This is a genomic window from Devosia sp. LC5 (genome assembly GCF_000735585.1).
Classification (GTDB): Bacteria; Pseudomonadota; Alphaproteobacteria; order Rhizobiales; family Devosiaceae; genus Devosia.
In genome coordinates this window covers 145,402-165,919 of the sequence record NZ_JNNO01000043.1, presented here as the reverse complement: position 1 = coordinate 165,919, position 20,518 = coordinate 145,402, and the positions used below count along the sequence as shown (strand labels likewise).

Genomic DNA, 20,518 nt, shown 5'->3' with positions numbered 1-20,518 from the left:
CTCAAATCTTGAACCGAATGTCGCTTACGCGGCTTCGGACTCGTCTTCGTCACGCACCTGCACCGGACCACTATCGAGGCCCTTGGCATTGACGTCGCGATCGACGAACTCGATCACCGCCATCGGCGCATTGTCGCCATAGCGGAAGCCAGCCTTCATGATGCGGATATAGCCGCCCTGACGGTCCTTGTAGCGCGGGCCCAGCACTGCGAACAGCTTCTGCACCTGGCCTTCGTCGCGAACCTGAGCGATCGCCTGGCGGCGAGCATGCAGGTCGCCGCGCTTGCCCAGCGTGATCAGCTTTTCAACGATCGGACGCAGGTCCTTCGCCTTGGGCAGGGTGGTGACGATCTGCTCGTGCTTGATCAGCGCGGCGGACATATTGGCGAACATAGCCTTACGGTGGCTGGCGGTTCGGTTGAGCTTGCGGCCGGAATTACCGTGGCGCATGGTGGTCTCCTAAAGTGCTTGGCAGCGCGGGATCAATAATGATCTTCGTAGCGCTTGGCGAGGTCATCGATATTCTCGGGTGGCCAATTGTTGACGTCCATTCCGAGATGAAGCCCCATCTGTGCCAGGACCTCCTTGATTTCGTTGAGCGACTTGCGGCCAAAATTCGGGGTCCGCAGCATCTCGGCTTCCGTCTTCTGGATCAGATCGCCGATATAAACGATGTTGTCGTTCTTGAGGCAGTTGGCCGAACGCACCGAAAGCTCGAGTTCGTCGACCTTCTTGAGCAGCGCCGGGTTGAAGGCCAGTTCGGGAACGGCATCCTGTGCCTTTTCCTTGCTGGGCTCTTCGAAGTTCACGAACACCGACAGCTGGTCCTGAAGAATACGCGCAGCATAAGCCACGGCATCTTCCGGCGATACTGCACCATTGGTCTCGACCTGCAGGGTCAGCTTGTCCTTGTCGAGGCTTTCACCCGCGCGGGTGGCATCGACCTTGTAGCTGACGCGGCGAACCGGGGAGAACAGCGCATCGACCGGAATATAGCCGATCGGTGCATCTTCCGGACGGTTCTTGTCGGCGGCAACGTAACCCTTGCCGGTGTCGACGGTGAACTCGATATTGATTTCGGCGCCGTCATCGAGATGGCAGATCACCAGCTCGGGGTTCAGCACTTCGATATCGCCGGTGACCTTGATGTCGCCAGCGGTCACGGCACCCGGACCCTGCTTGGTGAGGCCAAGGCGCTTGGGGCCTTCGCCACCCATCTTCAACGCGATTTCCTTCACGTTGAGGACCAGGTCGGTCATGTCTTCGCGCACGCCCGGAAGCGAGGAGAATTCATGCAGGATGCCGTCAATCTGGATTGCGGTAACTGCCGCGCCCTGAAGCGACGACAGCAGCACACGACGAAGAGCGTTACCCAGGGTAAGCCCGTAACCGCGCTCAAGCGGCTCGGCAACTACCGAAGCCACGCGCGCGTTGTCGCTGCCCGAAACAATCTCCAGCTTGGTCGGCTTGATCAGTTCTTGCCAGTTCCTCTGGATCGTCACGGTAATGTCCTTTCAAAATCGCGGCTCCAGCCCGAGCCGCTCCGCCGCAAACGCAATAAGACTCCCGGCCCATTCAATCGGCCGGGAGCTCTTCAATCGGTCTAGATTAGACGCGGCGCCGCTTGCGCGGACGGCAGCCGTTATGCGGGATCGAGGTCACGTCGCGGATCGAGGTGACGTTGAAGCCAGCAGCCTGCAGAGCGCGCAGAGCCGATTCACGGCCCGAACCAGGACCACGCACTTCGACCTCAAGGGTCTTCATGCCATGCTCCTGCGCCTTCTTGGCAGCATCTTCAGCAGCGACCTGAGCCGCATAGGGGGTCGACTTGCGCGAGCCCTTGAAGCCCATGACACCCGAGGAAGACCACGAAATCGTGTTGCCCTGCATATCGGCAATGGTGATCATGGTGTTGTTGAACGAAGCATTCACGTGGGCGACGCCCGAAGTGATATTCTTGCGTTCCTTGCGCTTGACGCGCGTCGTTTCAGTCTTAGCCATTTAATTCCTCTGAACGATATCAGCGCTGCCGTCAGCCAAATGGCCCCAGCAGCTACATCGAAGAACCCCAGACGGGTTCTTACTTCTTCTTGCCAGCGATCGGCTTTGCCGGACCCTTGCGGGTGCGGGCATTGGTATGGGTACGCTGACCGCGCACCGGCAGGCCACGACGGTGGCGCAGGCCACGGTAGTTACCCAGATCCATCAACCGCTTGATGTTCATCGCCACATTGCGGCGAAGATCACCTTCCACGACATAGTCGCGGTCGATCGCTTCACGGATCAAAATCACTTCGGCATCGGTCAACTCGTTGACACGGCGCTCGGCAGGAATGTTTGCCTTTTCAGTGATATCCTTGGCGAACTTTTCGCCAATCCCGTGGATATACTGCAACGCGATGATCACGCGCTTATTGGTCGGGATATTGACGCCAGCAATACGAGCCACGTCTGCTCTCCTTCATTCAGCACGGGTTACCATCAGGGGGCCGTGCCGTTAAACAACAAGGGACCGGATTTCGACCCCCAACACCTGGAGAACCGAATCCAGCCCAATAATCCATGAGACTGACGCGGTTCTTTAAGGACTAGATTCGGCAGAGTCAACTGCCAAACCCCTGCCCTGTTCTCAGCCTTCGATCGCAGACTTGATCGAAGCCGTGACTTTTTCGACCGGCTCCATGCCGTCGACTGCCTTGAGCAGACCCTTGTCGCTGTAATAGGCGACGAGCGGAGCGGTCTGCTCCTTGTAGATATCGAGGCGCTTGCGCAGCACTTCCTCATTGTCGTCGGCACGGGCGCCGCCGCTTTCCTTGCTGCGCTGGATCACCCGGCGCACCAATTCATCGGCATCGGCCTTGATCTCGACAACGGCGTCGAGATTGACGCCCTTGTCGATCAACATCTGGTCGAGCGCCTCGGCCTGCGCAATGGTGCGCGGAAAGCCATCGAGGATGAAACCAGGCTTGCAATCTTCAGCGTCGAGACGTTCGGAGACGATACCGTTGACGATGGCGTCACTGACCAGATCCCCACGATCGACGATGGCCTTGGCTTCCAGACCCAGTGGGGTCTTGGCCGCAATGGCCGAGCGCAGGATATCGCCGGTCGAGAGCTGGGGAATACCATAGGCCTCGACAAGAATCTTGGCCTGAGTACCCTTCCCCGCTCCCGGCGGTCCGAGCAGAATTAGCCTCATCGACGCTTACCTCCCCCAAGACGGGACTTCTTGACCAGCCCCTCATATTGCTGCGCGATCAGGTGGCTCTGAATCTGGCTGACCGTATCGAGCGTCACCGTCACCATGATCAGCAGCGAGGTGCCGCCGATAAACTGGCTGACAGCCAGCTGGTTATGGATGACCTCGGGAATCAGCGCCACCACCGTAAGATAGGCCGCACCGATAACAGTGATACGGGTCAACACATAGTCGATATGTGCAGCCGTCCGTTCGCCCGGACGAATCCCCGGAATAAAGCCGCCCGAGCGCTTGAGATTGTCAGCCGTCTCGGTCGGATTGAACACGATGGCCGTATAGAAGAAAGCGAAGAAGATGATGAAGAAGGCAAACAGCGCCAGATAGAGCGGCTGGCCGCGCCCAAGCAGGGCCGTAACCGTCTGCAGCCAGACCGGAGCATTCCCCTGCGCCGCAAAGGACGCAATAGTGGCCGGCAGCAGTAGCAGCGACGAGCCGAAAATTACCGGGATAACACCCGCCGTATTCAGCTTGAGCGGCAGATGCGAGCTTTCGCCCTGGAACATCTTGTTGCCGACCTGGCGCTTTGGATACTGGATCAACAAGCGGCGCTGGGCGCGTTCGAAGAACACGATGCCGGCAATGACCACGATGGACAGCACCACGATGCCGAAGGCTGCCAGCGGGGGCAGCGCACCGGTGCGGCTCAGCTCGAGCGTTTGCACGATGGTGGTAGGCAGATTGGCCACGATACCGGCAAAGATGATCAGTGAAATACCATTGCCGACGCCGCGCGAGGTGATCTGCTCGCCCAGCCACATCAGGAACATGGTGCCGCCGACCAGCGTGATCACTGTCGAAATGCGGAAGAACCAGCCCGGATTGAGCACGACGCCCTGGCTCGCTTCCAGGCCCACGGCAATGCCATAGGCCTGCACGGCGCAGAACACGACCGCGAGGTACCGGGTATACTGGTTCATCTTGCGACGGCCGGCCTCGCCCTCTTTCTTGAGGGCTTCCAGACGCGGCGACGCGGTCGCAATGACCTGCACCACGATCGAGGCGGTGATGTATGGGATCAGGTTCAGCGCAAAGATTGCCATGCGCTCGACGGCGCCACCGGCAAACATGTTGAACATGCCGATAATGCCCTGCTGGCTCTGTTCGAACGTCGCGCGGAATGCATCGGGATCAATGCCGGGAACCGGAATGAAAGTGCCCAGTCGATAGACAAGCAGCGCGCCCAGTGTGAACCAGATGCGCTGCTGCAGGGCTTTCGCCTTCGAGAAGGTCGAAAAATTGAGATTACGTGCCAGCTGTTCGGCTGCGGACGCCATGTATCGCTCCCTTTGGCTTCAAGGCCAGGCGCGCTCGGAGCGGGTCGGAAGCAGACCCGTCTGCAGTCCTAGCGCAACAAACCAAAAAAGGCGCACCCGACCAATGGCCGGGTGCGCCTGGCCGAAATTAACCGGCGTGTGGAGTCTTCTTCCACGGCGCCTTTGCCGGGATGATATCGACCTTGCCACCAGCAGATTCAATAGCTGCCAATGCGCCCTTGGTCGCATAATTGACGTTGAAGGTCACCTTCTTGGAGGTGAAGCCCTCGGAGCCGATCAGCCGCACACCATCCTTGGGACGGCGGATCACGCGGGCAGCGATCAGCGCAGCAGCGTCGATCACAGCCTTGGGATCGAGCTTGCCGGCGTCGATATAGGCCTGAAGGCGATCGATGCGGACCTCGTTCCAGTTACCTGGATTGAGCGCATTGAAGCCACGCTTGGGCATACGCATGTGAAGGGGCATCTGGCCGCCTTCGAAGCCGTTGATCGCAACGCCGGAACGTGCAGTCTGGCCCTTGCCGCCGCGACCACCGGTCTTGCCCTTACCGGAACCGATACCGCGACCAATACGGATACGGACCTTGTTGGCACCGGGATTGTCGCGAAGTTCATTCAAACGGGTCATTTGAGGGACCTTCTCTCTCACTCGCCGATGATACGGACGAGATGCGGCACCTTGTTGATCATGCCACGCACTTCAGGCGTGTCGATCAGCTGACGCTGCTTGTTCATCTTGTTGAGCCCGAGACCGATCAGGGTCGCGCGCTGGCTCTTCTCACGGCGGATCGGGGAGCCGATCTGCTGCAGAGTAATGGTCTTGTCTTTAGCCATGATGCTTCTCCAGACCTGATCTATCAGGCTTCGACAGCAGTCTCGCCACGGCGAGCTTGCAGTTCGGAAACCTTGAGACCGCGGCGGGCGGCAACCGAGCGGGGGCTATCAACGCGCTTCAGCGCATCGAAAGTGGCCCGCACCATGTTGTAGGGGTTAGCAGTCCCCTGCGACTTGGCAACGATGTCATTGATGCCCAGCGTCTCGAAGACGGCGCGCATCGGACCACCGGCGATGATGCCGGTACCGGGAACGGCGGCACGCAGGATAACCTTGCCGGCGCCGTGACGGCCGTGCACGTCGTGGTGCAACGTGCGGGCATCGCGCAGCGGCACGCGGATCATCTGGCGCTTGGCCTGCTCGGTAGCCTTGCGGATCGCTTCGGGCACTTCACGGGCCTTGCCGTGACCAAAGCCAACGCGGCCCTTCTGGTCACCAACAACGACGAGTGCGGCAAAACCGAAACGACGGCCGCCCTTGACCACTTTGGCCACGCGGTTGATGTGGACCAGGCGATCGACGAATTCGCTTTCGCGTTCTTGAACGTCTCTGCTCATAATGTTTCTTTCCTTGTCCGTGCCTAGAACTGCAGGCCGCCCTCACGGGCAGCGTCTGCAAGGGCCTTTACACGGCCATGATAGATGTATGCGCCGCGGTCGAAGACAACTTCGGCCACACCCGCCTTGGTGCCGCGCTCTGCGATCAGCTTGCCGACCGTAGCAGCGGCTTCCGCCGAACCACCCTTGATGGTGCCCTTGACGTCCTTGTCGAGGGTCGAAGCGGCGGCCAGCGTACGGCCGGTCGCATCGTCGATGATCTGAGCGTAGATATTCTTGTCCGAACGGAAAACCGACAGACGGGGACGACCGAAGGCACGAGCCTTGAGCGCCTTGCGGACACGAGCCTTGCGGCGGTCCGCACCTTTTGCACTGATAGCCATTGCAGGCGCTCCTTACTTCTTCTTGCCTTCTTTGCGGAAGACGAATTCGCCCGCATACCGAACGCCCTTGCCCTTGTAGGGCTCTGGCTTGCGCCAGGCGCGGATGTTCGCCGCAACCTGACCAACCTGCTGCTTGTCGGTGCCGGTGATGACGATTTCCGTCGGCGCCGGCACAGCCAGGGTGATGCCCTGAGGGGGCTGATAGATCACTTCGTGGCTGAAACCAAGCGACAGCTTGACATCCTTGCCCTGCATGGCAGCGCGATAACCCACGCCCTGGATCGCCAGCTTCTTCTCGAAGCCAGCCGAAACACCGGTGACCATGTTCTGGATCAGTGCACGGGTAGTGCCCCAAGCGGCGCGAGCCTCGCGGGTGTCATTGGCCGGCGTCACGACGAGACCGTCGGAGCCATTCTCCACATTGACAACATCCATGAGCTCGATGCTCAATTCGCCCTTCGGGCCCTTTGCGGTGACGGTACGACCATTGATCGTGACCGTTACACCGCTAACCGGTGCAACCGGTTTCTTGCCAGTACGTGACATTCTAGTTCAATCCTTGAGTAATCGTCTTACCGCGCCTCTTAGAAGACGCGGCAGAGTACCTCGCCACCAACATTGGCAGCCTTGGCTTCGTGGTCGGCCATCACACCCTTGGGGGTGGAGAGGATCGAGACACCCAGGCCATTGGCAACCTGCGGAATATTCTTGACGGAAGCGTAAACGCGGCGGCCGGGACGCGAAACGCGCTCGATCGTGCGGATAACAGCAACGTCATCCGAGTACTTCAGTTCAATTTCGTACTCGGCAGCACCGTTTTCGAACTTGGTCTCCGAATAGCCGCGGATGAAACCCTCGGACTGGAGCACGTCCAGCACACGACCGCGAAGGGTCGAAGCCGGCGTCGAAACGGAATTCTTGCGGCGCATCTGTGCATTACGGATGCGCGTCAGCATATCGCCGATTGGATCGGAAAAGCTCATTTTCTGTTCTCCTTACCAGCTCGACTTAACCAGGCCCGGGATCAGACCCAGGTTACCCAGCTGACGCAGAGCGATACGGCTCAGCTTGAGCTTGCGATAATAGCCGCGGGGACGACCCGAGACTTCGCAGCGATTGCGGACACGAACCTTGGCCGAATTACGCGGCAGTTCGGCCAGCTTGAGCTGAGCGGCGAAGCGCTGATCGGCCGGGATCGACTGATCCTTGGTCTGCGCCTTGAGCGCCGCACGCTTGCCAGCAAACTGCTTGGCCAGAGCGGCGCGCTTGTTGTTTTTCTCGATGGAACTGGTCTTTGCCATATCCTGATCCTTTTTCCCTTCCCTATCCGCTTACGTGCGGAATGGGAAGTTGAATGCCTTGAGCAGCGCGCGCGCTTCATCATCGGTCTTGGCCGTCGTGGCGATCACGATGTCCATGCCCCAAACCTGATCGATCTGATCATAGTTGATTTCGGGGAAAATGATGTGTTCCTTGATGCCCATAGCATAATTGCCACGGCCGTCGAAAGAGTTCGGGTTCAGCCCGCGGAAGTCGCGAACGCGCGGCAGTGCGATATTCACCAGGCGGTCCAGGAATTCGTACATGCGCGTCTTGCGCAGCGTCACCTTGACGCCAAGCGGCATCTCTTCACGCACCTTGAAGCCAGCGATCGACTTACGAGCGTGGGTGATAACCGGCTTCTGCCCAGCGATCTTTTCCAGCTCGGCAGCAGCCGACTTGACCTTCTTGGTGTCGTTGACGGCTTCGCCAACGCCCATGTTCAGCACGATCTTGTCGAGCTTGGGCAGTTCCATGGTGTTCTTGTAGGAGAATTGCTCCTGCAGAACCTTACGGATGTTCTCTTCGTACTCGGTACGAAGACGCGGAACGTAAGCTGTATCAGCCATCGATCGAATCTCCGGTCGACTTGGCGACGCGCGTCTTCACGCCGTCCTTGATCTGGAAACCAACGCGGCTGGGCTTGCCATCCTTGTCGGCGATCGCGAGATTGGACAGATGGATCGGCGCTTCCTTGGTGAAGATGCCGGCATCGGTCGACGCGGTCTGCTTGGTGTGGCGACGGACCAGGTTGATACCCTGGACAAGTGCCTTGGTTTCGGTCGGGATGACGGACAGGACCTGACCGGTCTTGCCCTTGTCCTTGCCGGCCAGGACGACGACTTTGTCGCCCTTCTTAATCTTGGCGGCCATTACAGCACCTCTGGTGCGAGCGAGATGATCTTCATGTGGTTCTTGGCGCGAAGCTCGCGCGGAACTGGTCCGAAGATACGGGTGCCGATCGGCTCTTTCTGATTGTTGATCAGAACCGCGGCGTTCTTGTCGAAGCGGATCACGGTGCCATCGGGACGACGGATGTCGAACGCGGTCCGAACGACCACGGCCTTCATGACCTGGCCCTTCTTCACGCGACCGCGCGGAATGGCATCCTTGACCGACACGACGATGATGTCGCCGACCGAAGCGTACTTGCGGTGCGAACCGCCCAGCACCTTGATGCACATGACACGACGGGCGCCGGAATTATCGGCAACGTCGAGATTGGACTGCATCTGGATCATGACTGAGCGCCTTCCTGCTGAGCCGCACCAACAACAAGCGTCCAGCGCTTATTCTTGGAGATTGGCGCACATTCTTCGATCCACACGATCTGACCGACCTTCGCCACATTAGCTTCATCGTGCGCGTGGTACTTCTTGGACCGGCGCACGGTCTTCTTCATCACCGGATGCGTGAAACGGCGCTCAACGCGCACCACGACCGTCTTTTCATTGGCGTCGGAGACAACAGTCCCCTGCAAAACGCGCTTTGGCATGGTCGCGGCTCCTTACTTCGCTGCGTTCTTTTCGCCAAGGATCGTCTTGATCCGCGCGATATCGCGGCGGACCTTCTTGACCTCGGTCGGCTTTTCCAGCTGCTGGGTAGCACGCTGGAAACGCAGGTTGAACTGTTCTTTCTTGAGGGCGACGAGCTGATCTTTCAGTTCGTCTGCGGTCTTAGCCCGCACATCACTGGCTTTCATGCTCGTGTTCCTTAGTCGGCAATGCGGGTAACAACCCGCGTCATGATCGGGAGCTTCATTGCGCCGAGGCGCAGGGCTTCCTTGGCAACGTCCTCGGGGACGCCGTCGATCTCGAATACGATACGGCCCGGCTTGACGCGGGCGGCCCAGAATTCAACAGAACCCTTGCCCTTACCCATACGCACTTCGGTCGGCTTCTTGGAAACCGGCACGTCCGGGAAGATACGGATCCATACCCGGCCCTGGCGCTTCATCTCGCGAGTGATCGCGCGGCGGGCCGCTTCGATCTGGCGAGCAGTGACGCGCTCGGGTTCGGTTGCCTTGAGGGCATACTGGCCGAATGCCAGATCGGTACCGCCCTTGGCAACGCCATGGATACGGCCCTTATGGGCCTTGCGGAACTTGGTCTTCTTAGGTTGCAGCATAATGAACTAACCTTCTTATGCGCGTTCGCGGTCACGGTCGCCGCGCTCGCGGCGCGGTTCACGTTCAGCGCGCTGACCGCCCTGATCGGCACCTTCGGTTGCGCGACGTTCGTGCGCAGTCGGATCATGCTCAAGGACTTCGCCCTTGAAGATCCAGACCTTGATACCGATGATGCCATACGTGGTTTCGGCTTCGGCAGTGCCGTAGTCGATATCAGCACGCAGGGTGTGCAGCGGGACGCGGCCTTCGCGGTACCATTCGGTACGAGCGATATCGGCACCGCCCAGACGACCACCGACATTGACGCGAATACCACCGGCGCCCATGCGGATTGCGGTCTGCACGGCGCGCTTCATGGCACGGCGGAAGGCCACGCGGCGTTCCAGCTGCTGGGCAATGCCCTGGGCAACCAGCGTCGCATCGGTCTCCGGCTTGCGCACTTCAACGATGTTGATGTGCACTTCGCTGTCGGTGAACTTCTTCACCTTGGCACGGATCTTGTCGATGTCAGCGCCCTTCTTGCCGATCACGATGCCCGGACGGGCAGTGTGGATCGACACGCGGCACTTGCGGTGCGGACGCTCGATGACGATCTTGGACACCGCAGCGGCCTTGAGGTCTTCCAGAAGAGCCGTACGGATCTTCAGGTCTTCCTGCAGCAGCGTGCCGTATTCGCCCTTATTGGCGTACCAGCGGCTGTCCCACGTACGGTTGATGCCGAGGCGGAAGCCGATTGGATTGATCTTCTGGCCCATTATGCGGCCTCCTCAACTTGCCGCACGACGATCGTCAGATGCGAGAACGGCTTTTCGATGCGCGACGACTTGCCACGACCACGAGCGGTGAACCGCTTCATGACCAGCGAGTTGCCGACAAAGGCTTCAGCGACGACCAGGGCATCGGTATCGAGGCCATGGTTGTTTTCGGCGTTCGCGATGGCGCTTTCCAGCACCTTCTTGACCTGGCCGGAGATCCGCTTGTGGCTGAACTCGAGATCGGCCAGAGCCTTCTCGACCTTCTTGCCACGGATCAACTGCGCGACGAGGTTCAGCTTCTGAGGGCTGATGCGCAGCATGCGCAGCACAGCCTTAGCCTCGTTGTCCTTGAGAGCGCGCTCAGTTTTCGGCTTGCTCATATTACTTCCTCTTGGCCTTCTTGTCGGCCGCATGACCGTAATAGGTACGGGTCGGTGCGAATTCGCCGAACTTGTGACCGATCATGTCTTCGGTAACGCTTACCGGGACGTGCTTGTGGCCATTATGGACGCCGAAGGTGATACCCACGAACTGCGGCAGGATGGTCGAACGGCGGCTCCAGATCTTGACCACATCGTTGCGGCCAGACGCGAGGGCCTTCTCGGCCTTCTTGAGCATGTAGCCGTCGACAAACGGCCCCTTCCAGATTGAACGGGTCATGGCTTACCTGCCCTTCTTCACGTGACGGCTGCGAACGATGAACTTGTCCGTTGCCTTATTGCTGCGGGTCTTCTTGCCCTTGGTCGGCTTACCCCAAGGAGTAACCGGGTGACGGCCACCAGAAGTACGGCCTTCACCACCACCATGGGGGTGATCGATCGGGTTCATGGCCACGCCGCGCGTGACGGGCTTGCGACCCAGCCAACGGCTGCGACCGGCCTTGCCGAGCGAGGTGTTGGAGTGATCCTGGTTCGAGACGGCACCAACGGTTGCAAGGCAAGTGCCATGCACACGGCGCTGCTCGCCCGAGTTCAGGCGAAGGATCGCCCAACCGGAGTCACGACCGACATACTGAGCATAAGCACCAGCCGAACGGGCAACCTGGCCACCCTTGCGGGGCTTCAGCTCGATATTGTGCACGATCGTACCGACCGGCATGCGCTCGAGCGGCATGGCATTGCCCGGCTTCACGTCGACGGTATTCATCGACGAGATGACCTTGTCGCCGGCCGACAAACGCTGCGGCGCAACGATGTAAGCCAGTTCACCGTCTTCGTACTTGATCAGCGCGATCCAGGCCGTACGGTTGGGGTCATATTCCAGGCGCTCGACGGTGCCAACCGCGTCAAACTTGACGCGCTTGAAATCGATCAGGCGATAGGTGCGCTTATGACCGCCACCACGATGGAAGGCAGTGATGCGACCACGATTATTGCGGCCACCGGACTTGGAGAGACCTTCGGTCAGAGTCTTGACCGGAGCACCCTTCCAGAGTTCCGAACGGTCAGTCGTCACGAGTTGGCGACGGCCTTCGGAGGTGGGATTGTAAGTTTTAAGAGCCATTTTTGTCTCTGTCCCTTAGAGGCCGGTCGAAATATCGATCGACTGGCCGTCGACGAGGGTAACAACGGCCTTCTTGACGTCGTTGCGCGTACCGATGTGACCACGGAACCGCTTCACCTTGCCCTTGCGGACCAGGGTGTTCACGGCCTTGACCTTGACCGAGAAGAGCTGCTCGACAGCAGCCTTGATCTCGGTCTTGTTGGCATCGATCGCCACGTCGAAAACGACCTGGTTATATTCCGAAGCCATCGTCGACTTTTCGGTCACGACGGGGTTACGGACGATGTCATAAGCGCTGAGCTTGTTCATGCGAACCTCGCTTCCAGCGCTTCGAGCGCTGCCTTGGTCAGGACGAGCTTGTTGCGCTTGAGGATCGACACAACGTTGATCCCCTGCACCGGCAGCACGTCGATATGCGGGATGTTGCGAGCGGCCAGAGCGAAGTTCTGGTCGACAGCAGCACCGTCGATGATCAGCGCGTTCAGCCATTCGAGCTTGCCGAAGGTGGTGCGCAGGGTTGCGGTCTTCGGAGCCGAAGTCGTGACGCTGTCCAGCACGATCAGCTCGCCTGCAGCGGCCTTGGCCGACAGGGCGTGCTTGAGAGCCAGAGCGCGAACCTTCTTGGGAAGATCAATCGCATGGCTGCGCGGGGTCGGACCGAATGCACGGCCACCACCACGGAACTGGGGAGCCTTGCGATCGCCGTGACGAGCGCCGCCGCCCTTTTGCTTCTTGAACTTCTTGCCGGTGCGAACGCCTTCCGAACGATTCTTGACGTCGTGCGTGCCGGACATTGCCTTCAGCTGCTGGTAACGAACCATGCGGTGCAGGATGTCCTGACGGACTTCCAAACCGAACACGTCATCAGCCAGCTCGATCTTGCCGACGGACTTGCCGTCGAGACTTGTAACCTGGAGTTCCATTATTTCGCTTCCCCTGCAACGTCTGCAGCGGCCTTGAACGAACCAGGGAACTGGGCGTCCTTGGGAGCAGGCTTCTTGACAGCGTCCTTGACCATGATCCAGGCGCCCTTGGCGCCGGGAACCGAACCCTGGATCATGATCAGGCCACGCTCGATGTCGGTCTTGACGACCTTCACGTTCTGCGTGGTGATGCGACGATCGCCCATGTGGCCCGGCATCTTCTTGTTTTTGAAGGTACGACCAGGGTCCTGACGACCACCGGTAGAACCGATCGAGCGGTGCGACACCGACACGCCGTGCGTTGCACGCAGACCGCCGAAGTTCCAGCGCTTCATACCGCCGGCAAAACCCTTACCGATCGAAGTACCGGTGACGTCCACCAGCTGGCCTTCGACGAAATGGTCGGCCTGGAGCGTAGCACCGACCTCGATGAGGTTGGCTTCATCCACGCGGAATTCAGCGACATGGCGCTTGGGCTCGACCTTGGCAACGGCGAACTGGCCGCGCTCTGCCTTGGTCGTGTTCTTGGCCTTGGCCTGTCCAGCGCCGAGCTGCAGCGCGACATAGCCGTCTTTATCAGCGGTCCGCTGGCCTACCACCTGGCAGTTCTGCAAGCTCAGCACGGTCACAGGAACGTGCGAGCCGTCCTCTGCGAAAATGCGGGTCATGCCCAGCTTCTGTGCGATCAATCCAGAACGCATCGGTTATTACCTTCTCTCTTGGCGCTGCACCGGGTCATGGCTTCAGAGGACCCTTTTTGCGGTGAGCGCGGAAACTCTTAGTAGTCGTAGACCGCGAGATGTATCCGAAAACCGCTTAGCTTCCGGATCTCGCTTTAGAGCTTGATTTCGACGTCGACGCCGGCGGCGAGATCGAGCTTCATCAAAGCATCGACCGTCTGGGGAGTCGGGTCCACGATGTCCAGAAGACGCTTGTGGGTCCGAATCTCGAACTGCTCGCGTGCCTTCTTATCGATATGCGGCGAGCGGTTCACGGTAAATTTGTCGATTCGCGTCGGCAGCGGGATCGGCCCGCGAACCTGCGCGCCCGTACGCTTGGCCGTCGACACGATCTCGCGCGTGGAAGCGTCGAGAACGCGATGGTCAAACGCCTTAAGGCGGATGCGAATATTCTGACCGTTCATCTTGTAAATCCTGACGAAAATGGATCGCGGCGCGCGTTCATCCGCGCGCCGCGAATATCTTTATGGGCTTACTTCAGGATCTTCGCGACGACGCCGGCGCCGACAGTGCGGCCACCTTCACGGATAGCGAAGCGGAGCTTCTCTTCCATGGCGATCGGAACGATGAGCTGAACGTTCATGTTGATGTTGTCGCCCGGCATCACCATTTCCGTGCCTTCAGGCAGGGTCACGATGCCCGTCACGTCAGTCGTACGGAAGTAGAACTGGGGACGATAATTGCCGAAGAACGGGGTGTGGCGGCCGCCTTCTTCCTTGGTGAGGATATAGGCCTCAGCAACGAAGTCGGTGTGCGGGGTCACGGAACCGGGCTTGCAGAGAACCTGGCCGCGCTCAACCTGAGTGCGATCGATACCGCGGATCAGTGCGCCGATGTTGTCGCCAGCCTGGCCCGAGTCGAGCAGCTTGCGGAACATTTCGACACCGGTAACGGTGGTCTTCTGGGTTGCCTTGATGCCGACGATTTCGACTTCTTCGCCAACCTTGACGATACCGCGCTCGACACGACCGGTCACAACCGTACCGCGACCCGAGATCGAGAACACGTCTTCGATCGGGAGCAGGAAGGGCTGGTCAACCGGACGTTCCGGCTGCGGAATGTACGAGTCAACGGCAGCCATCAGCTCGAGAACGGCGTCGTGGCCGAGCTTCTTGTCCGAATCTTCCAGAGCGGCGAGAGCCGAGCCCTTGATGATCGGGATATCGTCGCCCGGGAATTCGTAGGACGACAGCAGCTCGCGGACTTCCAGCTCAACGAGCTCGAGCAGTTCCGGATCATCGACCATGTCGCACTTGTTCAGGAACACGACCAGAGCCGGCACGCCAACCTGGCGAGCGAGCAGGATGTGCTCACGGGTCTGGGGCATCGGGCCGTCAGCAGCCGACACGACCAGGATCGCGCCGTCCATCTGGGCAGCGCCGGTGATCATGTTCTTCACATAGTCGGCGTGGCCAGGGCAGTCCACGTGAGCGTAGTGACGATTGGTCGTCTCATACTCGACGTGAGCAGTGTTGATGGTGATGCCGCGGGCCTTCTCTTCGGGGGCCGCGTCGATTTGGTCGTACGCCTTGAAGGTCGCGCCACCGGTCTCAGCCAGCACCTTGGTGATCGCTGCAGTCAGCGAGGTCTTGCCATGGTCAACGTGACCGATGGTGCCGATGTTGCAGTGAGGCTTATTGCGGGAAAACTTTTCCTTGCCCATCGCTTCTCTCCGTATTCGTTAGCCGCTCGGCCAACCTTGAGTTTCAGTTTATTATTTAGGCGTACTTGGCCTGGACTTCGTCGGCGACTGCCTGCGGAACCTGCTCGTAATGGTCGAACGTCATCGAGTACTGCGCACGACCCTGGCTCATGGAGCGCAGCGAGTTCACATACCCGAACATGTTCGCGAGCGGGACATAGGCATTCACGACCTGGAGGATGCCGCGGCTTTCAGTGCCGTGGATCTGACCGCGTCGGGAATTCAGGTCACCGATGACGTCGCCCATGTAGTCTTCCGGCGTCACAACTTCAACCTTCATGATCGGCTCCAGGATCTTGGGAGCCGCCTTGCGAAGGCCTTCGTTGAAACCTGCACGGCCGGCGATTTCGAACGCCAGCACCGAGGAGTCAACATCGTGGTAGGCGCCTTCAGTCAGCGTCACCTTGACGTCAACGATCGGGAACCCGATCAGCGGACCGGCCGACATCACCGACTTCACGCCCTTTTCGACGCCCGGGATGTATTCCTTGGGCACCGAACCGCCGACGACGGCGTTCACGAATTCCAGACCCTTGCCGACTTCGCTGGGCTCAACAGTGAGCTTGACGCGAGCGAACTGGCCCGAACCACCCGACTGCTTCTTGTGGGTATAGTCCACAGAAGCCGACTTGGTGATGGTTTCGCGATAAGCCACCTGCGGCTGACCGATATTGGCCTCGACCTTGAACTCGCGACGCATACGGTCGACGAGGATGTCGAGGTGAAGTTCGCCCATGCCCGAAATGATGGTCTGGCCGGATTCTTCGTCGGTCTTGACGCGGAACGTCGGATCTTCGGCAGCCAGGCGGTTGAGCGCGAGGCCCATCTTTTCCTGGTCGGCCTTGGACTTGGGTTCCACCGAGATGTCGATAACCGGCTCGGGGAAGATCATGCGTTCAAGAATGACCTGTGCGTTCTGCGGGCAGAGCGTGTCACCGGTCGTGGTATCCTTGAGGCCAACGATAGCCACGATGTCGCCTGCATAGGCTTCCGTGATCTGCTCGCGGCTATTCGCATGCATCTGGAACAGGCGACCAACGCGCTCGCGCTTTTCCTTGACGGTATTCTCAAGCATCATGCCCTGCTCGAGCTTGCCCGAGTAGATGCGGCAGAAGGTCAGCGTACCCATATGCGGGTCGTTGGCAATCTTGAAGGCCAGCATGGCCAGCGGCTCGTTGTCGTCGGCATGACGCTCGATCGGGGCTTCCGTACGGGCATCGATGCCCTGGATGGCCGGAACGTCGCCGGGCGACGGCAGGAAGTCGATAACGCCATCGAGCAGGGGCTGAACGCCCTTGTTCTTGAAAGCCGAACCGGCAAACACCAGGAAGAACTTGGTGTCGATCGTGCCGCGGCGCAGCAGGCGGCGGATAGTGTCATTGTTCGGCAGATCGCCGTTCAAATAGGCTTCCATCGCATCGTCGTCGATCTCGACAGCGGCTTCGATCATCTTTTCGCGGTATTCAGCAGCACGTTCCTTGAGATCTTCAGGGATCTCAACCACGTCCCACTGTGCGCCCAGCTCTTCATTGCGCCAAACCAGAGCGTTCATCTCGATCAGATCGACAACGCCCTTGAACTCGTTCTCAGCGCCGATCGGCAGCTGGACGGGAACGGCCTTGGCGCCGAGGCGCGAGCCGATCATTTCCACGCAGCGGTAGAAGTCAGCACCGATCTTGTCCATCTTGTTGACGAAGATCATGCGCGGAACGTCGTACTTGTCGGCCTGGCGCCAGACGGTTTCCGTCTGGGGCTCAACACCGGCATTGGCGTCGAGCAGCGCTACCGCACCGTCGAGCACGCGCAGCGAACGTTCGACTTCGATGGTGAAGTCCACGTGGCCGGGAGTGTCGATGATGTTGAAGCGGTGCATCGTGCCATTACGATCCTTCCAGAAGGTCGTGGTGGCAGCCGAGGTGATGGTAATACCGCGTTCCTGCTCCTGCTCCATCCAGTCCATGGTCGCGGCGCCGTCATGGACTTCGCCGATCTTATGGGACTTGCCGGTGTAGTAGAGGATGCGTTCGGTCGTGGTCGTCTTGCCAGCATCAATGTGAGCCATGATGCCGAAGTTACGATACAGATTGATCGGATATTCGCGTGCCATAAAGCTCTCCTACTACCAGCGGTAGTGCGAGAAGGCACGGTTGGCGTCAGCCATACGGTGCGTATCTTCGCGCTTCTTGACGGCCTGGCCGCGGCCATTGAGAGCATCCATGAGCTCGCCCGACAGGCGTTCACGCATGGTGTTCTCGCCGCGCTTGCGGGCGGATTCGATCAGCCAGCGAATGGCCAGGGCCTGCTGACGATCGGTGCGAACTTCAACCGGAACCTGATAGGTGGCGCCGCCAACACGACGCGAACGAACTTCAACCGCCGGACGGATGTTGTCGAGCGCGGTGTGGAACACCGTGATGGGGTCCTGCTTGGACTTGGCTTCGACGATATCGAAGGCACCGTAGACGATGCTTTCGGCAGCCGACTTCTTGCCGTCCTTCATGAGCGAGTTCATGAACTTGGTAAGGACCAGATCGCCAAACTTGGCGTCCGGGATAACGTCGCGTTTTTCTGCGCGGTGACGACGGGACATATCTCGATCTCCTTACTTCGGACGCTTCGCGCCGTACTTCGAACGGCGTTGCTTGCGGTCCTTGACGCTCTGCGTGTCGAGAACGCCGCGGAGCACGTGATAACGAACGCCGGGAAGGTCGCGAACGCGGCCGCCACGGATCAGGACCACGGAGTGCTCCTGCAGGTTGTGGCCTTCACCCGGGATATACGAGATCACTTCGCGCTGATTGGTCAGGCGAACCTTGGCAACCTTGCGCAGAGCCGAGTTCGGCTTCTTCGGGGTCGTCGTATACACACGAGAACAAACGCCGCGCTTCTGCGGGTTTGCTTCCATGGCCGGAACCTTGTTCCGCTTTGGCTTGCTGGCGCGTGGTTTGCGGATCAGCTGATTAATGGTGGGCATTGCGCTCTTTCCATCGTCCAAAATAGTTTTCGGTCTAGACAAGCAAACCAAAACGGCGCTCATCCGACCCCAATCAGGGGATACGGCGGCGCCTTTATTGCAGCGGACCACAGACCGGAACCGGCCGCAGTCATGCGCACAAGGATTTGCTTCGTCTAACTACCCGACAGTGTGTTTGAGTGTCCTGGATTCCCGCGCTAGATGGCAGGGACCCGGTGTGACATTCACGACCGACCGCTAAGGTAGGCGCTGTTTAGAACCGATGACTCGCCCCGTCAAGGATTCTTTCATGAAAAATCCGTGGTGGAGCTATGCGCAGACTTGCAATGCTTTGCCGTTCGTGACCAGGCGAATGAAAATCCATCCCCGCCCTGCCCCGAGCCAGCATTTTGGCGGAGGGTCATTTTCGGGTCATTGCGAAACGTGTAGCATCCGGCTGATCGATATCGATCCCATTGAATCGCCGGCCGGGCGGAGAGCCGGACAAGGGAGAATAACCATGAAATTTACTTCGATAATTGCCGGCACGGCCCTCGCTCTGGCCCTGCCGGTGTCGGCGCAGGCCCAGACAGTGACGGGCGCCAATACCGATGAAATCCTCAGCGTCGCCCAAAACTACGGCGAGGCCTCGCTGACCAAGCAGTCCAATGGCGATCCGCAGATCACCGGCAAGATTGGCGGCATCGCCTATCAGGTCTATTTCCGCAACTGCACGAACAACAGGAATTGCGAAGACCTCAACTTCTATCTCGGCTTCCTCGACATCAAGCCGAGCCTGGAAGAGATCAACGACTGGAACTTCAACAAGCGCTTCAGCCGCGCCTATCTCGACCAGGATGAAGATGCGTGCGTTGAAATGGATCTCGACCTGGTCCAGGGCGTCAGCACCAACTATCTCGATTCCCAGTTCTCGCTGTGGAAGATGGTGGTGGAGCAGTTCTCCGACCATGTCGGCTACGATAGCTGACCACACCCGCTCATGAGCGACCAAAGAAAAGGGGCCTTTCGGCCCCTTTTGCATTCCGGCGTCAGGCTGTCGCCCTAGTTCAGCGTAAAGACGACGAACTGGGTAAACTGGCCGTTGGGATTGAAATTGTTGTCCGATGCGATGACCAGGGTCCGCTTGCCATCGACCTGGGGCCCGAAGGTCACGGATTCGATATTGTCGATGTCGAGACCAAAGTCCCCTTCCCCGATCTTGAACACATGCTGCTTGGCAGCCGGCTCGACGGTTTCATCCTTGATGCTGGGCTTGCCGTTGATGTCGGTCGCTGCCGACAGGTCGGTCAGGTAGACGTTGATCTCATTACCCGGGCCGGCCGCAAAGGAGCGTTCGACCGCCAGCAGGTGAGTGTCGTCAAACACCATGAGTTCGGACAGGCCATTGTCATTATAGGGCGGCTCGGCCGTGGCCTTGGTGTGGATCGGGCCGGTTTCGTAGACATGCTCGGCGGTGGGCTGCCCGCTGGCAATGTCGAACGAGATGATGCGCGAAGGACTGCCGGCTTCGAGCGTGGCCTTGTCGCCATCCTGCGCCAAGGCGTTCTCCGTACCCGCCAGCAGCGTGGCACCATCGGCGGAAATGGCCAGGCTTTCAAAGGCGAGATTGCTGTAGATGCCCGAAGCGCCGTCAGCGGCAGGCTGGTAATAATCCGGCACGGCGAAGGCGCGCAGGAAGCTGCCGTCGAGCCGCGCTTCATAGACGCCCGGATTGCCGGCAATATCATTCTCGGTCGACCAGAAGATGGTGCGGGCAGCGGCATTGTAGCGGATCGCCTCGGGGTCGATGCCCTTAGCCGGGAAGACATTGCCGGCAGCATCGCGCAGCAGGTGGCTGGCGAGAATATCGACGCCATGCACGCCTTCGGCGTCGACCTTGAGGCCGAGCGTATAAAAGCGCGCCGGCGCCTTTTGCGAGCGATCGTCCGAGATGGCGTAGTAAATGTCATTGGCCGGATCGTAGTCGAGGCCGGAAATGCCGCCGAATTCCTCACCAGCGACCGACAGGCCGGTCGGCAGGGTGATCGAGCCGAGCAGCTCGACCTTGAACGGGGTTTCCTGGCCCAGAGCGGGACCGGCGATCAGGCTGGCCAGGCCGAACAGGCACGGCGCGAGAATAGTCTTCATGACAAAGGCTCCTGTGTGAATTGGCTTGGCTGGGAAGGA

33 protein-coding genes are annotated in these 20,518 nt (G+C 59.5%); 1 reads left to right on the top strand and 32 read right to left on the bottom strand.

Going from position 1 to position 20,518, the window contains the following annotated elements:
- Positions 1–24: 24 nt before the first annotated feature.
- From rplQ to rpsL, 31 genes are all read right to left on the bottom strand, one after another.
- A complete protein-coding gene (gene rplQ, locus FF80_RS17075; protein WP_035102660.1) occupies positions 25–450 on the bottom strand; it encodes a 50S ribosomal protein L17 in 426 nt (141 codons plus the stop codon).
- A gap of 32 nt (positions 451–482) precedes the next feature.
- Positions 483–1,508 carry a DNA-directed RNA polymerase subunit alpha gene (locus FF80_RS17070; protein ID WP_244445809.1) on the bottom strand — a complete coding sequence of 342 codons (1,026 nt, stop codon included), beginning with the start codon at positions 1,506–1,508 and terminating at the stop codon, positions 483–485.
- Positions 1,509–1,608: 100 nt separating this feature from the next.
- A complete protein-coding gene (rpsK, locus tag FF80_RS17065; RefSeq protein ID WP_035102656.1) occupies positions 1,609–2,001 on the bottom strand; it encodes a 30S ribosomal protein S11 in 393 nt (130 codons plus the stop codon).
- 79 nt (positions 2,002–2,080) lie between these two features.
- Positions 2,081–2,449 (bottom strand): 30S ribosomal protein S13, encoded by a 369-nt coding sequence (gene rpsM / locus FF80_RS17060; protein WP_035102654.1) that lies wholly within the window; start codon positions 2,447–2,449, stop codon positions 2,081–2,083.
- A gap of 180 nt (positions 2,450–2,629) precedes the next feature.
- Positions 2,630–3,199, bottom strand: a complete 570-nt coding sequence (locus FF80_RS17055) for an adenylate kinase (RefSeq protein ID WP_035102653.1) — start codon at positions 3,197–3,199, stop codon at positions 2,630–2,632.
- Positions 3,196–4,533 carry a preprotein translocase subunit SecY gene (secY, locus tag FF80_RS17050; RefSeq protein WP_035102652.1) on the bottom strand — a complete coding sequence of 446 codons (1,338 nt, stop codon included), beginning with the start codon at positions 4,531–4,533 and terminating at the stop codon, positions 3,196–3,198. Before secY ends, FF80_RS17055 begins: the two co-directional genes overlap by 4 nt.
- Positions 4,534–4,660: 127 nt before the next feature.
- Entirely contained in the window at positions 4,661–5,161 is a 501-nt protein-coding gene (gene rplO / locus FF80_RS17045; RefSeq protein WP_035102650.1) for a 50S ribosomal protein L15, read from the bottom strand.
- A 17-nt stretch (positions 5,162–5,178) separates the two neighbouring features.
- Complete coding sequence (rpmD, locus tag FF80_RS17040) at positions 5,179–5,367, bottom strand: 50S ribosomal protein L30 (RefSeq protein ID WP_035102649.1); 189 nt, start codon at positions 5,365–5,367, stop codon at positions 5,179–5,181.
- A 23-nt stretch (positions 5,368–5,390) separates the two neighbouring features.
- Positions 5,391–5,924: a 30S ribosomal protein S5 gene (gene rpsE / locus FF80_RS17035; protein ID WP_035102647.1), complete on the bottom strand. Its 534-nt coding sequence runs from the start codon at positions 5,922–5,924 to the stop codon at positions 5,391–5,393.
- Between the two features lie 23 nt (positions 5,925–5,947).
- Positions 5,948–6,307: a 50S ribosomal protein L18 gene (gene rplR / locus FF80_RS17030; RefSeq protein ID WP_035102645.1), complete on the bottom strand. Its 360-nt coding sequence runs from the start codon at positions 6,305–6,307 to the stop codon at positions 5,948–5,950.
- Between the two features lie 12 nt (positions 6,308–6,319).
- Complete coding sequence (gene rplF / locus FF80_RS17025; protein ID WP_035102644.1) at positions 6,320–6,853, bottom strand: 50S ribosomal protein L6; 534 nt, start codon at positions 6,851–6,853, stop codon at positions 6,320–6,322.
- Positions 6,854–6,891: 38 nt separating this feature from the next.
- Positions 6,892–7,290, bottom strand: coding sequence for a 30S ribosomal protein S8 (gene rpsH, locus FF80_RS17020; protein WP_035102642.1), 399 nt, complete (start codon positions 7,288–7,290; stop codon positions 6,892–6,894).
- A 12-nt stretch (positions 7,291–7,302) separates the two neighbouring features.
- Positions 7,303–7,608, bottom strand: coding sequence for a 30S ribosomal protein S14 (rpsN, locus tag FF80_RS17015; RefSeq protein ID WP_035102640.1), 306 nt, complete (start codon positions 7,606–7,608; stop codon positions 7,303–7,305).
- Positions 7,609–7,638: 30 nt separating this feature from the next.
- On the bottom strand, positions 7,639–8,196 hold the full coding sequence (rplE, locus tag FF80_RS17010) for a 50S ribosomal protein L5 (protein WP_035102638.1): 558 nt from the start codon (positions 8,194–8,196) through the stop codon (positions 7,639–7,641).
- The gene (gene rplX, locus FF80_RS17005) at positions 8,189–8,500 is read right to left on the bottom strand and encodes a 50S ribosomal protein L24 (RefSeq protein ID WP_035102637.1); all 312 of its coding nucleotides are present in this window, start codon (positions 8,498–8,500) and stop codon (positions 8,189–8,191) included. The genes rplE and rplX overlap by 8 nt, the downstream gene beginning before the upstream one ends.
- Positions 8,500–8,868, bottom strand: coding sequence for a 50S ribosomal protein L14 (gene rplN, locus FF80_RS17000; RefSeq protein WP_035102635.1), 369 nt, complete (start codon positions 8,866–8,868; stop codon positions 8,500–8,502). The genes rplX and rplN overlap by 1 nt, the downstream gene beginning before the upstream one ends.
- Positions 8,865–9,122, bottom strand: coding sequence for a 30S ribosomal protein S17 (rpsQ, locus tag FF80_RS16995; RefSeq protein WP_035102633.1), 258 nt, complete (start codon positions 9,120–9,122; stop codon positions 8,865–8,867). The genes rplN and rpsQ overlap by 4 nt, the downstream gene beginning before the upstream one ends.
- Positions 9,123–9,134: 12 nt before the next feature.
- Positions 9,135–9,329, bottom strand: coding sequence for a 50S ribosomal protein L29 (rpmC, locus tag FF80_RS16990; protein ID WP_035102632.1), 195 nt, complete (start codon positions 9,327–9,329; stop codon positions 9,135–9,137).
- 11 nt (positions 9,330–9,340) lie between these two features.
- Complete coding sequence (gene rplP, locus FF80_RS16985) at positions 9,341–9,754, bottom strand: 50S ribosomal protein L16 (protein WP_035102630.1); 414 nt, start codon at positions 9,752–9,754, stop codon at positions 9,341–9,343.
- 15 nt (positions 9,755–9,769) lie between these two features.
- Positions 9,770–10,510 (bottom strand): 30S ribosomal protein S3, encoded by a 741-nt coding sequence (gene rpsC / locus FF80_RS16980; protein WP_035102628.1) that lies wholly within the window; start codon positions 10,508–10,510, stop codon positions 9,770–9,772.
- Positions 10,510–10,890 carry a 50S ribosomal protein L22 gene (gene rplV, locus FF80_RS16975; RefSeq protein ID WP_035102626.1) on the bottom strand — a complete coding sequence of 127 codons (381 nt, stop codon included), beginning with the start codon at positions 10,888–10,890 and terminating at the stop codon, positions 10,510–10,512. Before rplV ends, rpsC begins: the two co-directional genes overlap by 1 nt.
- Position 10,891: 1 nt before the next feature.
- Positions 10,892–11,170 carry a 30S ribosomal protein S19 gene (gene rpsS / locus FF80_RS16970; RefSeq protein ID WP_035102625.1) on the bottom strand — a complete coding sequence of 93 codons (279 nt, stop codon included), beginning with the start codon at positions 11,168–11,170 and terminating at the stop codon, positions 10,892–10,894.
- A 3-nt stretch (positions 11,171–11,173) separates the two neighbouring features.
- Positions 11,174–12,013: a 50S ribosomal protein L2 gene (gene rplB, locus FF80_RS16965; protein WP_035102623.1), complete on the bottom strand. Its 840-nt coding sequence runs from the start codon at positions 12,011–12,013 to the stop codon at positions 11,174–11,176.
- Positions 12,014–12,028: 15 nt separating this feature from the next.
- On the bottom strand, positions 12,029–12,322 hold the full coding sequence (locus tag FF80_RS16960; RefSeq protein WP_035102622.1) for a 50S ribosomal protein L23: 294 nt from the start codon (positions 12,320–12,322) through the stop codon (positions 12,029–12,031).
- Positions 12,319–12,936 carry a 50S ribosomal protein L4 gene (rplD, locus tag FF80_RS16955; RefSeq protein WP_035102621.1) on the bottom strand — a complete coding sequence of 206 codons (618 nt, stop codon included), beginning with the start codon at positions 12,934–12,936 and terminating at the stop codon, positions 12,319–12,321. Before rplD ends, FF80_RS16960 begins: the two co-directional genes overlap by 4 nt.
- The gene (gene rplC / locus FF80_RS16950) at positions 12,936–13,637 is read right to left on the bottom strand and encodes a 50S ribosomal protein L3 (RefSeq protein WP_035102619.1); all 702 of its coding nucleotides are present in this window, start codon (positions 13,635–13,637) and stop codon (positions 12,936–12,938) included. Before rplC ends, rplD begins: the two co-directional genes overlap by 1 nt.
- 134 nt (positions 13,638–13,771) lie before the next feature.
- A complete protein-coding gene (gene rpsJ / locus FF80_RS16945) occupies positions 13,772–14,080 on the bottom strand; it encodes a 30S ribosomal protein S10 (protein WP_035102617.1) in 309 nt (102 codons plus the stop codon).
- Positions 14,081–14,148: 68 nt separating this feature from the next.
- Positions 14,149–15,339 (bottom strand): elongation factor Tu, encoded by a 1,191-nt coding sequence (tuf, locus tag FF80_RS16940; RefSeq protein ID WP_035102615.1) that lies wholly within the window; start codon positions 15,337–15,339, stop codon positions 14,149–14,151.
- 55 nt (positions 15,340–15,394) lie between these two features.
- Entirely contained in the window at positions 15,395–17,485 is a 2,091-nt protein-coding gene (fusA, locus tag FF80_RS16935) for an elongation factor G (RefSeq protein WP_035102614.1), read from the bottom strand.
- 12 nt (positions 17,486–17,497) lie between these two features.
- Complete coding sequence (rpsG, locus tag FF80_RS16930) at positions 17,498–17,968, bottom strand: 30S ribosomal protein S7 (RefSeq protein WP_035102613.1); 471 nt, start codon at positions 17,966–17,968, stop codon at positions 17,498–17,500.
- Positions 17,969–17,980: 12 nt separating this feature from the next.
- Complete coding sequence (gene rpsL, locus FF80_RS16925; protein ID WP_035080811.1) at positions 17,981–18,352, bottom strand: 30S ribosomal protein S12; 372 nt, start codon at positions 18,350–18,352, stop codon at positions 17,981–17,983.
- A 499-nt stretch (positions 18,353–18,851) separates the two neighbouring features.
- On the opposite strand from rpsL, the gene FF80_RS16920 reads away from it, so the two are divergent.
- Complete coding sequence (locus FF80_RS16920; protein ID WP_052153696.1) at positions 18,852–19,319, top strand: YbjN domain-containing protein; 468 nt, start codon at positions 18,852–18,854, stop codon at positions 19,317–19,319.
- Positions 19,320–19,393: 74 nt separating this feature from the next.
- On the opposite strand, the gene FF80_RS16915 is transcribed toward FF80_RS16920, so the two are convergent.
- Entirely contained in the window at positions 19,394–20,479 is a 1,086-nt protein-coding gene (locus FF80_RS16915) for an esterase-like activity of phytase family protein (RefSeq protein WP_052153695.1), read from the bottom strand.
- Positions 20,480–20,518: the final 39 nt, after the last annotated feature.

Excerpts from the sequence above, each read along its gene's own strand:
- rplQ (WP_035102660.1), bottom strand. The coding sequence starts at position 450 with ATGCGCCACGGTAATTCCGGCCGCAAGCTCAACCGAACCGCCAGCCAC.
- rpsK (WP_035102656.1), bottom strand. The coding sequence starts at position 2,001 with ATGGCTAAGACTGAAACGACGCGCGTCAAGCGCAAGGAACGCAAGAAT.
- FF80_RS17055 (WP_035102653.1), bottom strand. The coding sequence starts at position 3,199 with ATGAGGCTAATTCTGCTCGGACCGCCGGGAGCGGGGAAGGGTACTCAG.
- secY (WP_035102652.1), bottom strand. The coding sequence starts at position 4,533 with ATGGCGTCCGCAGCCGAACAGCTGGCACGTAATCTCAATTTTTCGACC.
- rplO (WP_035102650.1), bottom strand. The coding sequence starts at position 5,161 with ATGACCCGTTTGAATGAACTTCGCGACAATCCCGGTGCCAACAAGGTC.
- rpmD (WP_035102649.1), bottom strand. The coding sequence starts at position 5,367 with ATGGCTAAAGACAAGACCATTACTCTGCAGCAGATCGGCTCCCCGATC.
- rpsE (WP_035102647.1), bottom strand. The coding sequence starts at position 5,924 with ATGAGCAGAGACGTTCAAGAACGCGAAAGCGAATTCGTCGATCGCCTG.
- rplR (WP_035102645.1), bottom strand. The coding sequence starts at position 6,307 with ATGGCTATCAGTGCAAAAGGTGCGGACCGCCGCAAGGCTCGTGTCCGC.
- rplF (WP_035102644.1), bottom strand. The coding sequence starts at position 6,853 with ATGTCACGTACTGGCAAGAAACCGGTTGCACCGGTTAGCGGTGTAACG.
- rpsH (WP_035102642.1), bottom strand. The coding sequence starts at position 7,290 with ATGAGCTTTTCCGATCCAATCGGCGATATGCTGACGCGCATCCGTAAT.
- rpsN (WP_035102640.1), bottom strand. The coding sequence starts at position 7,608 with ATGGCAAAGACCAGTTCCATCGAGAAAAACAACAAGCGCGCCGCTCTG.
- rplE (WP_035102638.1), bottom strand. The coding sequence starts at position 8,196 with ATGGCTGATACAGCTTACGTTCCGCGTCTTCGTACCGAGTACGAAGAG.
- rplX (WP_035102637.1), bottom strand. The coding sequence starts at position 8,500 with ATGGCCGCCAAGATTAAGAAGGGCGACAAAGTCGTCGTCCTGGCCGGC.
- rplN (WP_035102635.1), bottom strand. The coding sequence starts at position 8,868 with ATGATCCAGATGCAGTCCAATCTCGACGTTGCCGATAATTCCGGCGCC.
- rpsQ (WP_035102633.1), bottom strand. The coding sequence starts at position 9,122 with ATGCCAAAGCGCGTTTTGCAGGGGACTGTTGTCTCCGACGCCAATGAA.
- rpmC (WP_035102632.1), bottom strand. The coding sequence starts at position 9,329 with ATGAAAGCCAGTGATGTGCGGGCTAAGACCGCAGACGAACTGAAAGAT.
- rplP (WP_035102630.1), bottom strand. The coding sequence starts at position 9,754 with ATGCTGCAACCTAAGAAGACCAAGTTCCGCAAGGCCCATAAGGGCCGT.
- rpsC (WP_035102628.1), bottom strand. The coding sequence starts at position 10,510 with ATGGGCCAGAAGATCAATCCAATCGGCTTCCGCCTCGGCATCAACCGT.
- rplV (WP_035102626.1), bottom strand. The coding sequence starts at position 10,890 with ATGAGCAAGCCGAAAACTGAGCGCGCTCTCAAGGACAACGAGGCTAAG.
- rpsS (WP_035102625.1), bottom strand. The coding sequence starts at position 11,170 with ATGACCCGTTCAATCTGGAAGGGGCCGTTTGTCGACGGCTACATGCTC.
- rplB (WP_035102623.1), bottom strand. The coding sequence starts at position 12,013 with ATGGCTCTTAAAACTTACAATCCCACCTCCGAAGGCCGTCGCCAACTC.
- FF80_RS16960 (WP_035102622.1), bottom strand. The coding sequence starts at position 12,322 with ATGAACAAGCTCAGCGCTTATGACATCGTCCGTAACCCCGTCGTGACC.
- rplD (WP_035102621.1), bottom strand. The coding sequence starts at position 12,936 with ATGGAACTCCAGGTTACAAGTCTCGACGGCAAGTCCGTCGGCAAGATC.
- rplC (WP_035102619.1), bottom strand. The coding sequence starts at position 13,637 with ATGCGTTCTGGATTGATCGCACAGAAGCTGGGCATGACCCGCATTTTC.
- rpsJ (WP_035102617.1), bottom strand. The coding sequence starts at position 14,080 with ATGAACGGTCAGAATATTCGCATCCGCCTTAAGGCGTTTGACCATCGC.
- tuf (WP_035102615.1), bottom strand. The coding sequence starts at position 15,339 with ATGGGCAAGGAAAAGTTTTCCCGCAATAAGCCTCACTGCAACATCGGC.
- fusA (WP_035102614.1), bottom strand. The coding sequence starts at position 17,485 with ATGGCACGCGAATATCCGATCAATCTGTATCGTAACTTCGGCATCATG.
- rpsG (WP_035102613.1), bottom strand. The coding sequence starts at position 17,968 with ATGTCCCGTCGTCACCGCGCAGAAAAACGCGACGTTATCCCGGACGCC.
- rpsL (WP_035080811.1), bottom strand. The coding sequence starts at position 18,352 with ATGCCCACCATTAATCAGCTGATCCGCAAACCACGCGCCAGCAAGCCA.
- FF80_RS16920 (WP_052153696.1), top strand. The coding sequence starts at position 18,852 with ATGAAATTTACTTCGATAATTGCCGGCACGGCCCTCGCTCTGGCCCTG.
- FF80_RS16915 (WP_052153695.1), bottom strand. The coding sequence starts at position 20,479 with ATGAAGACTATTCTCGCGCCGTGCCTGTTCGGCCTGGCCAGCCTGATC.